Annotated in this window: 9 protein-coding genes and 1 tRNA gene; all 10 read left to right on the top strand. The window is 66.8% G+C overall.

Annotated elements, in window-relative coordinates:
• Positions 1 to 8 precede the first annotated feature (8 nt).
• The 10 genes from ACIA6A_RS26610 (at position 9) to ACIA6A_RS26565 (ending at position 12,526) form a co-directional block, all read left to right on the top strand.
• Positions 9 to 455, top strand: a complete 447-nt coding sequence (locus ACIA6A_RS26610) for a MaoC family dehydratase N-terminal domain-containing protein (protein WP_396100569.1) — start codon at positions 9 to 11, stop codon at positions 453 to 455.
• A 2-nt stretch (positions 456 to 457) separates the two neighbouring features.
• Positions 458 to 853, top strand: a complete 396-nt coding sequence (locus tag ACIA6A_RS26605) for a MaoC/PaaZ C-terminal domain-containing protein (RefSeq protein WP_396100568.1) — start codon at positions 458 to 460, stop codon at positions 851 to 853.
• 123 nt (positions 854 to 976) lie between these two features.
• Positions 977 to 1,049, top strand: a tRNA-Trp gene (locus ACIA6A_RS26600).
• A 115-nt stretch (positions 1,050 to 1,164) separates the two neighbouring features.
• The gene (gene secE, locus ACIA6A_RS26595) at positions 1,165 to 1,548 is read left to right on the top strand and encodes a preprotein translocase subunit SecE (RefSeq protein WP_396100567.1); all 384 of its coding nucleotides are present in this window, start codon (positions 1,165 to 1,167) and stop codon (positions 1,546 to 1,548) included.
• Between the two features lie 27 nt (positions 1,549 to 1,575).
• A complete protein-coding gene (nusG, locus tag ACIA6A_RS26590) occupies positions 1,576 to 2,367 on the top strand; it encodes a transcription termination/antitermination protein NusG (RefSeq protein ID WP_396100566.1) in 792 nt (263 codons plus the stop codon).
• A 77-nt stretch (positions 2,368 to 2,444) separates the two neighbouring features.
• Positions 2,445 to 3,161, top strand: a complete 717-nt coding sequence (gene rplA, locus ACIA6A_RS26585; protein WP_396100564.1) for a 50S ribosomal protein L1 — start codon at positions 2,445 to 2,447, stop codon at positions 3,159 to 3,161.
• Between the two features lie 321 nt (positions 3,162 to 3,482).
• Positions 3,483 to 4,028, top strand: a complete 546-nt coding sequence (gene rplJ / locus ACIA6A_RS26580) for a 50S ribosomal protein L10 (RefSeq protein WP_396100563.1) — start codon at positions 3,483 to 3,485, stop codon at positions 4,026 to 4,028.
• Positions 4,029 to 4,086: 58 nt separating this feature from the next.
• Complete coding sequence (gene rplL, locus ACIA6A_RS26575) at positions 4,087 to 4,470, top strand: 50S ribosomal protein L7/L12 (protein ID WP_396100562.1); 384 nt, start codon at positions 4,087 to 4,089, stop codon at positions 4,468 to 4,470.
• A 621-nt stretch (positions 4,471 to 5,091) separates the two neighbouring features.
• Entirely contained in the window at positions 5,092 to 8,532 is a 3,441-nt protein-coding gene (locus ACIA6A_RS26570; RefSeq protein WP_396100561.1) for a DNA-directed RNA polymerase subunit beta, read from the top strand.
• 103 nt (positions 8,533 to 8,635) lie between these two features.
• Positions 8,636 to 12,526 (top strand): DNA-directed RNA polymerase subunit beta', encoded by a 3,891-nt coding sequence (locus ACIA6A_RS26565; protein ID WP_396100560.1) that lies wholly within the window; start codon positions 8,636 to 8,638, stop codon positions 12,524 to 12,526.
• Positions 12,527 to 12,592 lie beyond the last annotated feature (66 nt).

Below are 12,592 nucleotides of genomic sequence, written 5' to 3'. Positions count from 1 at the left end.
TTCGGCTCATGCCCCTGGATCAGTCCTTCGTCGGCCGCAGCTGGCCGGCCACCGCCCCCTACCAGGTGGGCCGCGAGAAGATCCGCGAGTTCGCCATCGCGATCGGCGCGACCGACGCCGAGCACCACGACCCCGAGGCGGCCCGCGCGGCCGGCTATCCGGACGTCGTCGCCCCGCCCACGTTCCCGGTGGTGCTGACGATGGCGGCCAGCCGGCAGATCATCGCGGATCCCGAGCTCGGCATGGACTACAGCCGGGTCGTGCACGGCGACCAGCGGTTCGCCTACGCCCGGCCGGTGGTCGCCGGTGACTCGCTGGTCTGCGTCAACAGCGTCGACGAGATCACCTCCCGAGGCGGGCACGACTTCATCACCACCCGCACCGAGGTCACGACCGAGCTCGGCGAGCCGGTCGTCACCGTGTGGTCCAAGCTCGTCCAGCGTGGAGAGGGATGACCATGGCCGAGCAGCTGCCTCCCCAGACCTTCCGGATCACCCGGGCCGACCTCGTGCGGTACGCGGGCGCGTCCGGTGACTTCAACACGATCCACTGGAGCGAGCGGATCGCCCAGAGTGTGGGTCTGCCCGGGGTGATCGCCCACGGGATGTTCACGATGGCTCTGGGCGGCCGCGCGCTGGCCGTCTGGGCCGGGGCTCCCGATGCCGTCGTCGAGTACGGCGTCCGCTTCTCCCGGCCGGTCCCGGTGCCCGACACCGACGAGGGGACCGAGGTCGTGGTGACCGGTGTCGTCAAGGAGGTCACGGACGACGGACTGACCCGGATCGACCTGGTGGCGACGTGTAACGGCGAGAAGGTTCTGTCGCTCGGGAAGGCCGTCATCCGCAAGCGATGACGTCAGGGGTGGGCCGGGTTGGGCAACATGCGTGGTAACCCGTACACTGGTCCGCCGTGGGGCTAATCGCTCCTGCCTTTCGCGTGCGAGAGCGTGTGAGGGGTGGGGTGACCTGCCGCACTTAGGGGTGTAGCTCAATTGGCAGAGCAGCGGTCTCCAAAACCGCAGGCTGCAGGTTCAAGTCCTGTCACCCCTGCGCACCGACCCGTATCGGCCCGGCGGCGGACCGCCCGGCGCGGGCCGCCGGTAGTACCGAGCGCCGCGCACGGCGCTTACCGACATGCACCGACCGACGATCGGAAGAGGGCGAAGTGGCCGAGAGCAAGCGACCCGGTGACGACGCTGACCGCCCCGGGGACGACGAAGCGTTCGACGACGCAGTCGCTGCCGAGGACGACGCCCGTACCGACGACGTCGAGTCCGACGAGCCGGTGAGCAGTGGCGGCGGGACAGCCGTTCGTGAACGCACCGAGAACGACGACAAGCCGAAGAAGAAGGAAGGCCGGCGCGGTGGCCGCATCGGCGGTTTCTTCCGCGAGGTGGTCGGCGAGCTGCGTAAGGTCATCTGGCCGACGCGCAAGGAACTGCTGACCTACACCGGTGTCGTGATCGCCTTTGTCACCGTGATGACCACGATCGTGGCCCTCCTGGACTACGGGTTCGGCAAGGCCGTCCTGGCGTCGTTCGGCAACTGAAGCTGATAGTTACGGAAGTGAGCAAGCGTGCCTGAGTACGACGACGAGACCGCCGCCCTTCAAGCGGGCACCGCTACCGACGAGCAGTCGTCGGTGGCCACGGCGGGCGACGCCGAGTCGGTCGAGGCCGCCGCTGAGCCGGTCGAGGCCGCTGAGGCCGCCGAGACCGCACCCGTCGAGACCGACGAGGAGACCGCCGACGCGGTCGCCCCGGACGTCGACGAGGACTACGACCCGGTCGCCGAGCTTCGCCAGAAGCTGCGGTACGCCCCCGGTGACTGGTACGTGGTGCACTCGTACGCCGGTTACGAGAACAAGGTCAAGACCAACCTCGAGACCCGGATCACGAGCCTCGACATGGAGGATTTCATCTTCCAGGTCGAGGTACCGACCCGCGAAGAGGTCGAGGTCAAGAACGGCAAGCGTAACCAGGTGCAGGCGAAGGTCTTCCCCGGTTACATCCTGGTCCGGATGGATCTCTCACCCGAGTCCTACTCCTGTGTGCGGAACACGCCCGGCGTCACCGGCTTCGTCGGTGCCACCGACCGGGTCGACCGCCCCGCTCCGCTCTCGCTCGACGAGGTGCTGAAGTGGCTGGCACCGGCCGTCACGGCGGAGGAGAAGAAGGCGAAGCCCGAGATCAAGGTGCTCGACTTCGAGGTCGGTGACTCGGTCACGGTGACCGACGGCGCCTTCGCCTCGCTGCCGGCGTCCATCTCGGAGATCAACGCCGACCAGCAGAAGCTGAAGGTCCTGGTGTCCATCTTCGGCCGCGAGACGCCGGTCGAGCTGAACTTCAACCAGGTCACCAAGATCTGATTCACCGCAGTCCCCGAGAAGTCGTGGGAGGGGCGCTCCGTCCGGGCGTCCCGCCAACTACCACAGGAGTAATGGAAATGGCACAGCGCAGCAAGGCGTACCGCAAGGCCGCCGAGGCGATCGACCCGTCGAAGCTCTACGAGCCGGCCGCCGCGGTGAAGATCGCGAAGGACGCCAGCCCCGCCAAGTTCGACGCCACGGTCGAGGTCGCGATGCGCCTCGGCGTCGACCCCCGCAAGGCGGACCAGATGGTCCGCGGCGTGGTCAACCTGCCGCACGGCACCGGTAAGACCGCTCGCGTCATCGTCTTCGCGCAGGGTGCGAAGGCTGAAGAGGCCGTCGCCGCCGGCGCCGACGAGGTCGGCACGGACGAGCTCGTCGCCCGCATCCAGGGCGGCTGGCTGGACTTCGACGCCGCGATCGCGACGCCGGACCAGATGGCCAAGATCGGCCGGATCGCCCGGATCCTCGGCCCGCGTGGCCTCATGCCGAACCCGAAGACCGGCACGGTCACCGTCGACGTGACCAAGGCCGTCTCCGACATCAAGGGCGGCAAGATCACGTTCCGGGTGGACAAGCACTCGAACCTGCACCTGATCATCGGCAAGGCCTCGTTCTCGGCCGAGCAGCTGGTCGACAACTACGGCGCGGTCCTCGACGAGGTCCTGCGGGCCAAGCCGTCCGCGGCCAAGGGCACGTACCTCAAGAAGGTCACGCTCAGCACCACGATGGGTCCCGGCGTGCCGATCGACCCCAAGGTCGTCAAGAACCTCCGCGAGAGCAACGACGCCTGACGTTCCACGTCGCGAAAGCCCCCGGGTCGCCCCGGGGGCTTTTTCGTGCCCTCGATTTGGTGGATGCGGTCGCGACGCGTATTCTCGTGCACAGAGTTCCACCCATAGACCGCTGGTTGTCGCAGTCCCCGTCTCACGACGAGGATCGCGGCCGAAGGTCCCGCTTCATGTGGGAGACCCGCGCAGGGGAGAACGGTTCGTGATCATGTCGACGCCCACCAGCGCCCATGTCCCGCCCCGTGCGCCCTGCGCCGGGGCTTTCTTGTGTTCGGGCCCGCCACGTCCCACCAGTGGGTCTTCGAGCAATGAGAAAGGAGGGACATGGCGGACAAGCCGGTCCGGGCCGATAAGGCCACTGCCGTCGCCGAGCTCACGGAGCACTTCCGTACCTCGTCGGCCACCGTGTTGACCGAGTACCGCGGTCTCACGGTCGCGCAGATCAGCGAGCTGCGACGCTCGCTCGGTGGCCAGACCAAGTACTCCGTGTCGAAGAACACGCTCGCGAAGCGGGCTGCCTCTGACGCGGGCATCGAGGGCCTCGACACGCTCTTCGCCGGTCCTACCGCGCTGGCCTTCGTCGGCGGCGACCCGGTCGAGGCGGCAAAGGGCCTCCGGGCCTTCGCCAAGGCCCACCCCGCCCTGGTCATCAAGGGCGGCGTCTTCGAGGGCAAGGCCATCTCGGCGGCCGAGGTCGGCAAGATCGCCGACCTCGAGTCCCGTGAGGTGCTGCTGGCCAAGCTGGCCGGCGCCATGAAGGGCAACCTGACCAAGGCAGCGGCGACCTTCCAGGCCCCGCTCGCCCAGGTCGCACGCCTGGCGGCTGCACTGCAGGACAAGCGCGCGCAGGACGGTTCCGCCGAGGCCTGATCCGGCCTCGCGTGGAGTTTGACTTAACACCCGTAAAAAATACGAAAGGTTGCCAGACATGGCGAAGCTCAGCACCGACGAGCTGCTCGACGCGTTCAAGGAAATGACCCTCATCGAGCTCTCCGAGTTCGTGAAGCAGTTCGAAGAGGTCTTCGAGGTCACCGCTGCCGCGCCCGTCGCGGTCGCCGCTGCCGGTGGTGGCGCTGCCGCCGCCGAGGCCGAGCCGGAGAAGGACTCCTTCGACGTCGTGCTCGAGGCCGACGGTGGCAAGAAGATCCAGGTCATCAAGGTCGTGCGTGAGCTGACCGGCCTGGGCCTCAAGGAGGCCAAGGACGCCGTCGAGGCCGCCCCCAAGGCGATCCTCGAGGGTGTCGACAAGGAGAAGGCTGAGGCCGCCAAGGCCAAGCTCGAGGGCGAAGGCGCCAAGGTCACCCTCAAGTGATCTGAAGCTCCACCGCACCACCTCGCACAGGCGGGGGCCCCTCACCGGGCCTCCGCCTGTTCGTATATCGACTTGTTACGCCAGCTCAGCACCGCTTTCGCCGGCCGTCGGAAGGACGACTGACGAAAGCCACTTATCATCTCTTATGCTGCTTGAAGGACACCGTGCCGCGTCGCGCGGACGACGGCACAGGACCCACCCGCAGCACAAGCCTTGACTGTGTGTCCGCTGACGGGCACGCTGACATCAGCAAGTTTCCGCGCTTGCGACAGCCGCTCCGCGGGTATCCAGCTTCGGCCGGATTCCGTGGTTCGGCACTTGAGGGTTTGTGAGCCGCGTTCGAGCGGCCCCGCAGTGAGCATCGACCGCGCTGGTCCACAGAAGCGCAGGTCAGAGGCGGCGGGGATGCGTTCCGCAGGCACCCTCAGGTGTGGGCTGGACAGCGGTTAGCCGAGCGGCTACACTGCTAGTTTGCGCTGCCTTCTGCCTTGAGCCCTGCAGGGACATCCATCCGGGTGATTTCCTGGGGGTCCATTGGAGTGCCCAGGGCAGTAGACAGCGCAAGTAGTTGCATCAGCAGCTCAGCCGCATTAGCAGCACCGGTCCTCGGAAGGACGCATCTTGGCAGCTTCCCGCCCTGCGAAGACCAGCCGTACGTCGAGCGCTTACGCTCCCCGCCGTATCTCTTTCGGTCGGATCCAAGAGCAGCTCGAGGTCCCCAACCTCCTCGCCCTCCAGACGAACTCGTTCGACTGGCTGGTGGGTAATGAGGCCTGGCAGGCCCGTTCGACGGACGATCCGCATGCCCACTCGGGCCTCGCAGAGATCCTCGAAGAGATCAGTCCCATTGAGGACTTCTCCGGCACCATGTCGCTGTCCTTCTCCGCTCCGCGCTTCGACGAGGTCAAGGCCTCTATCGAGGAGTGCAAGGAGAAGGACCTGACTTACTGCGCACCGCTGTTCGTGACCGCGGAGTTCACCAACAACACCACTGGCGAGATCAAGAGCCAGACCGTGTTCATGGGTGACTTCCCGATGATGACCCCCAAGGGGACGTTCGTCATCAACGGCACCGAGCGCGTCGTGGTGAGCCAGCTCGTCCGTTCGCCGGGCGTGTACTTCACCAAGGAGCCGGACAAGACCTCCGACCGCGACCTCTCCAGCGTCAAGGTCATCCCGAGCCGGGGCGCCTGGCTCGAGTTCGACATCGACAAGCGCGACACCGTCGGCGTCCGTATCGACCGTAAGCGCCGGCAGGCCGTCACGGTCCTGCTCAAGGCGATCGGCTGGTCCGCGGACCAGATCCGGGAGCGGTTCGGCTGGTCCGAGCTGCTCATGACGACGCTCGAGAAGGACCACATCGCCGGGCAGGACGAGGCTCTGCTCGACATCTACCGCAAGCTCCGCCCTGGCGAGCCCCCGACCCGGGAGAACGCGCAGACCCTGCTCGACAACCTCTTCTTCAACCCGAAGAGGTACGACGTCGCCAAGGTCGGCCGCTACAAGTTCAACAAGAAGCTGGACATCGACGTACCGATCGTCCGCGGCACGCTCACCGAGGAAGACATCGTCAAGACCGTGGACTACCTCTGCCGGCTGCACGCCGGTGAGGAAGGCTACGAGGCCGACGACATCGACCACTTCGGTAACCGGCGCCTGCGTACCGTCGGCGAGCTGATCCAGAACCAGGTTCGCGTCGGCCTCTCCCGCATGGAGCGGGTCGTCCGTGAGCGCATGACCACGCAGGACGTCGAGGCGATCACGCCGCAGACCCTGATCAACATCCGCCCCGTGGTGGCTGCGATCAAGGAGTTCTTCGGTACGTCGCAGCTGTCGCAGTTCATGGACCAGACCAACCCGCTGGCGGGTCTGACCCACCGGCGCCGGCTGAGCGCGCTCGGCCCTGGTGGTCTGTCGCGTGAGCGGGCCGGCTTCGAGGTCCGTGACGTGCACCCGTCCCACTATGGCCGGATGTGCCCGATCGAGACGCCGGAAGGCCCGAACATCGGCCTGATCGGTGCTCTCTCGACGTTCGCACGGGTGAACCCGTTCGGTTTCGTCGAGACCCCGTACCGCAAGGTGGACAACGGCGTGGTCACCGACCAGGTCGACTACCTCACCGCGGACGAGGAAGACCGGTACATCAAGGCGCAGGCGAACGCCACGCTCGCCGCGGACAACACGTTCGCCCAGGACCGCGTCCTGGTCCGCCGTAAGGGCGGTGAGGTCGACTACGTGCCCGGCACGGACGTCGACTACATGGACGTGTCGCCGCGACAGATGACGTCCGTCGCGACCGCGATGATCCCGTTCCTCGAGCACGACGACGCCAACCGCGCGCTCATGGGCGCCAACATGCAGCGTCAGGCGGTGCCGCTGGTCAAGGCCGAGGCCCCGCTCGTCGGCACCGGCATGGAGTACCGCGCCGCGGTCGACGCCGGTGACGTGGTCGTGGCCGAGGTCGGTGGCGTGGTCGAGGACCTGTGTGCCGACTACGTGACGGTCCACCAGGACGACGGCCACCGCCGGACCTACCTGCTGCACAAGTTCCGCCGCAGCAACGCCGGCTCCTGCGTCAACCAGAAGCCCGTCGTCTTCGAGGGCGACCGGGTCGAGGCCGGCCAGGTCGTCGCCGACGGTCCGTGCACCGACGAAGGGGAGATGGCCCTCGGCCGGAACCTGCTCGTCGCGTTCATGTGCTGGGAAGGTCACAACTACGAGGACGCGATCATCCTGTCGCAGCGCCTCGTGCAGCAGGACGTCCTCACCTCGATCCACATCGAGGAGCACGAGGTCGACGCCCGCGACACCAAGCTCGGCCCGGAAGAGATCACCCGCGACATCCCCAACGTCAGCGAGGAAATGCTTGCTGACCTGGACGAGCGCGGCATCATCCGGATCGGTGCCGAGGTCGTGCCCGGCGACATCCTGGTCGGCAAGGTCACGCCCAAGGGCGAGACCGAGCTGACCCCGGAGGAGCGGCTGCTCCGCGCGATCTTCGGTGAGAAGGCGCGTGAGGTCCGGGACACCTCGCTGAAGGTGCCGCACGGCGAGACCGGCACGGTCATCGGCGTCCGCACGTTCTCCCGCGAGGACGGCGACGAGCTGCCTCCGGGCGTGAACGAGCTCGTCCGGGTGTACGTCGCCCAGAAGCGCAAGATCCAGGACGGCGACAAGCTCGCCGGCCGGCACGGCAACAAGGGTGTCATCTCGAAGATCCTGCCGGTCGAGGACATGCCGTTCCTTGAGGACGGCACCCCGGTCGACATCGTGCTGAACCCGCTGGGTGTGCCCTCGCGTATGAACATCGGCCAGGTCCTGGAGACCCACCTCGGGTGGATCGCCAAGACGGGCTGGGAGGTCGACGGCGAGGACACCGAGTGGAAGCGTCAGCTGCGGGCCATCGAGGCGCACGAGTCCCCCAAGGACTCGAACGTCGCGACCCCGGTCTTCGACGGTGCCCAGGAAGAGGAGATCAAGGGTCTCCTCGAGTCGACGCTGCTCAACCGTGACGGTAAGCGGCTGGTCAACGGCGACGGTAAGGCGCAGCTGTTCGACGGCCGCTCGGGAGAGCCGCTGCCGGACCCGATCTCGGTCGGCTACGTCTACATCCTGAAGCTGAACCACCTGGTCGACGACAAGATCCACGCTCGCTCCACCGGTCCGTACTCGATGATCACGCAGCAGCCGCTGGGTGGTAAGGCGCAGTTCGGTGGCCAGCGCTTCGGTGAGATGGAGTGCTGGGCGATGCAGGCCTACGGTGCGGCTTACGCACTGCAGGAGCTGCTCACCATCAAGTCCGATGACGTTCTCGGCCGCGTGAAGGTCTACGAGGCCATCGTCAAGGGCGAGAACATCCCGGAGCCGGGTATCCCGGAGTCCTTCAAGGTGCTTCTCAAGGAGCTCCAGTCGCTGTGCCTGAACGTCGAGGTGCTTTCCAGCGACGGTGTGGCCCTGGAGATGCGCGAGACGGACGACGAGGTCTTCCGGGCCGCGGAGGAACTCGGCATCGACCTGTCCCGGCGCCCGAATGAGGGCGTCAGCAGCGTCGAAGAGATCTGACGGAGAGCGTCCCCGGTGAGCAGGTTCACCTGAATCGGCCAACCGGGGACGCCCCCGCCGGCCTGGAATTTATCCGAGCAACGAAACACGAGGGATAGTCCAAGTGCTCGACGTCAACTTCTTCGACGAGTTGCGCATCGGCCTGGCCACCGCTGACGACATCCGGCAGTGGTCTCACGGCGAGGTCAAGAAGCCCGAGACGATCAACTACCGCACGCTCAAGCCCGAGAAGGACGGACTCTTCTGCGAGAAGATCTTCGGCCCTCAGCGGGACTGGGAGTGCTACTGCGGCAAGTACAAGCGGGTCCGGTTCAAGGGCATCATCTGTGAGCGCTGCGGCGTCGAGGTGACCCGGTCCAAGGTCCGTCGTGAGCGCATGGGTCACATCGAGCTGGCCGCGTCGGTCACGCACATCTGGTACTTCAAGGGTGTGCCGAGCCGGCTGGGCTACCTCCTGGACCTTGCGCCCAAGGACCTTGAGAAGATCATCTACTTCGCCTCGTACGTGGTCACGAGCGTGGACGCCGAGTCGCGTCACCGCGACATGTCCACCATCGAGAACGAGATCTTCGCCGAGAAGCGCCAGTCCGAGAACAGCCGCGACTCGGAGATCGAGAAGCGCGCCGGGAAGCTGGAGCAGGACCTCGCCGAGCTCGAGGCCGAGGGTGCCAAGGCCGACGTGCGCCGCAAGGTCAAGGAAGCCGGCGAGCGCGAGATGCGCCAGATCCGGGACAAGGCGCAGCGCGAGATCGACCGTCTCGACGAGGTGCTCGACACCTTCCGCAAGCTCGACAGCAAGCAGCTGGTCACGGACGAGCTGCTCTACCGCGAGCTGCGGGACCGCTTCGGTGAGTACTTCACCGGTGGCATGGGTGCCGAGGCAATCAAGGCGCTGCTCGAGAACATGGACCTCGACGCCGAGGCCGAGTCGCTGCGGGAGACCATCCGCACCGGCAAGGGCCAGCGCAAGATCCGTGCGCTCAAGCGGCTCAAGGTCGTCGCCGCGTTCCTGAACACCCGGAACAGCCCGCTCGGCATGGTCCTGGACTGCGTCCCGGTCATCCCGCCGGACCTGCGCCCGATGGTGCAGCTCGACGGTGGCCGCTTCGCGACCTCGGACCTCAACGACCTGTACCGCCGGGTCATCAACCGGAACAACCGGCTCAAGCGCCTGATCGACCTGGGCGCGCCCGAGATCATCGTGAACAACGAGAAGCGGATGCTGCAGGAGGCCGTCGACGCACTGTTCGACAACGGCCGCCGCGGCCGGCCGGTCACCGGCCCGGGTAACCGCCCGCTGAAGTCGCTGTCCGACATGCTCAAGGGCAAGCAGGGCCGGTTCCGTCAGAACCTGCTCGGCAAGCGCGTCGACTACTCCGGCCGTTCGGTCATCGTCGTCGGCCCGCGGCTCAAGCTGCACCAGTGCGGTCTGCCCAAGCAGATGGCGCTGGAGCTGTTCAAGCCGTTCGTGATGAAGCGCCTGGTGGACCTCAACCACGCGCAGAACATCAAGTCGGCCAAGCGGATGGTCGAGCGTCAGCGCCCGGTCGTGTGGGACGTCCTCGAAGAGGTCATCAGCGAGCACCCGGTGCTGCTGAACCGCGCGCCGACCCTGCACCGCCTCGGCATCCAGGCCTTCGAACCGCAGCTGGTCGAGGGCAAGGCGATCCAGATCCACCCGCTCGTGTGTACGGCGTTCAACGCCGACTTCGACGGTGACCAGATGGCGGTCCACGTGCCGCTGTCCGCCGAGGCCCAGGCCGAGGCGCGGATCCTGATGCTCTCGTCGAACAACATCCTCAAGCCGGCCGACGGCAAGCCGGTCACCATGCCGACCCAGGACATGGTCATCGGCCTCTACTACCTGACCCACCTCACCAAGGGTGGCAAGGGTGAGGGCCGGGTCTTCAGCTCGGACGCCGAGGCTCGGATGGCGTTCGACAACGGCGAGCTGCACCTGCAGTCGCTGGTGAAGATCCGCCTGCCCGAGGTGCTCGAGGTCGACAACGGCGCGGGTTCGGCGAAGTGGGAGCGGCCGGAGGGCTGGGAGACGGGCGACAAGCTGCTCGTCGAGACCACCCTGGGCCGGGTCATCTTCAACGAGACCCTCCCGCCGGGGTACCGCTACGTCAACTACGAGATCCGCAAGGGTCAGCTCTCCGCGATCGTCAACGACCTCGCAGAGCGCTTCCCCAAGGTCGCGCTGGCCGCGACCCTGGACGCGCTCAAGGAGGCCGGCTTCCACTGGGCCACCTGGTCCGGTGTGACGATCGGTATGGGCGACGTCATCGGCCCCCCGCGCAAGCCGGAGATCATCGCCCGTTACCAGGGCGAGGCCGACAACATCGACAAGCAGTACCAGCGTGGCCTGATGACCGCCGAGGAACGTCGCGGCGAGCTCATCGACATCTGGACCAACGCGACCAAGGAAATCTCCAAGGAGATGGAGGTGGCGCTGCCGCAGGAGAACCCGCTCTGGGTCATGATCAACTCCGGCGCCCGCGGTAACCTCCTCCAGCTCCGGCAGATCGCCGCGATCCGTGGTCTGGTGGCCAACCCCAAGGGCGAGATCATCCCCCGCCCGATCACCTCGTCCTACCGCGAGGGCCTGACCGTGCTGGAGTACTTCATCTCCACGCACGGTGCCCGTAAGGGTCTGGCCGACACCGCGCTGCGTACCGCCGACTCGGGTTACCTGACCCGTCGTCTGGTGGACGTCTCGCAGGACGTGATCATCCGCGAGGAGGACTGCGGCACCGACCGCGCGATCCCGATGCAGGTCGGCGACCGCGAGGCGGACGGCACGCTGGTGGTGCACGTGCACGCCGAGACCGGGGTGCACGCCCGTACGCTGGCCGACGACATCGACGACGCCCAGGGCAACCGGGTGGTGTCGCGTGGCGACGACCTCAACTCGATCATGGTCGACGCGCTGGTCCAGGCCGGCGTCGAGACGGTCCGGGTGCGCAGCGTCCTGACCTGTGAGTCGAAGCTCGGCGTCTGCGCGGCCTGCTACGGCCGTTCGCTGCCGACGGGCAAGGCGGTCGACATCGGCGAGGCGGTCGGCATCATCGCGGCCCAGTCGATCGGTGAGCCCGGCACGCAGCTGACGATGCGTACCTTCCACACCGGTGGTGTCGCGGGTGAGGACATCACCCAGGGTCTGCCGCGTGTGCAGGAGATCTTCGAGGCCCGCGTCCCGAAGGGCAAGGCGCCCATCGCCGACACCCCCGGTCGCGTCCGCATCGAGGACGGCGAGCGCTCGCGCAAGATCATCGTGGTGCCGGACGACGGCAGCGAGGAGATCGTGTACGACAAGATCTCCAAGCGCGTCAAGCTGCGCAAGCAGGACGGCGAGCACGTGGCCGTCGGTGAGAAGCTCACCGAGGGCACGATCGACCCGCACGAGCTACTGCGCATCATGGGCCCGCGTGCGGTCCAGGTCCACCTGACCAGTGAGGTCCAGGCGGTCTACCGCTCGCAGGGTGTGCTCATCCACGACAAGCACATCGAGATCATCATCCGCCAGATGCTCAAGCGGGTGACGGTCATTGACTCGGGTGCCGCGGAGTTCCTTCCGGGCATCCTGGTCGACCGGGCGCTGTTCGAGTCGGAGAACCGCCGGATCGTCGGCGAGGGTGGCGAGCCCGCCGCCGGTCGTCCGGTGCTCATGGGTATCACCAAGGCCTCGCTGGCGACCGACTCCTGGCTCTCGGCGGCCTCCTTCCAGGAGACCACCCGGGTGCTCACCGACGCTGCGATCAACTCGCGCAGCGACTCGCTGGTGGGCCTCAAGGAGAACGTCATCATCGGCAAGCTCATCCCGGCCGGTACGGGCATCAGCAAGTACCGCAACATCCGGGTCGAGCCGACCGAGGAGGCGAAGGCCAAGGTGTACTCGATGACCGGGTACCCCGAGACCGACTACGGATTCGGGCCGGCCAGTGGTCAGGCTGTTCCGCTGGACGACTTCGACTTCGGGTCGTACCGCTGATCTGAGGTAGTCACCGAAGGGCGTCCGTGCATCGCGCGGGCGCCCTTCGGCGTTCCCAGGGTCGGC

This window comes from Actinoplanes sp. NPDC051494, from assembly GCF_044454705.1.
Lineage (GTDB): Bacteria > Actinomycetota > Actinomycetes > Mycobacteriales > Micromonosporaceae > Actinoplanes.
The sequence above is the reverse complement of the archived record's forward strand: the minus strand, read 5'-3'. Positions and strand labels throughout refer to the sequence as shown.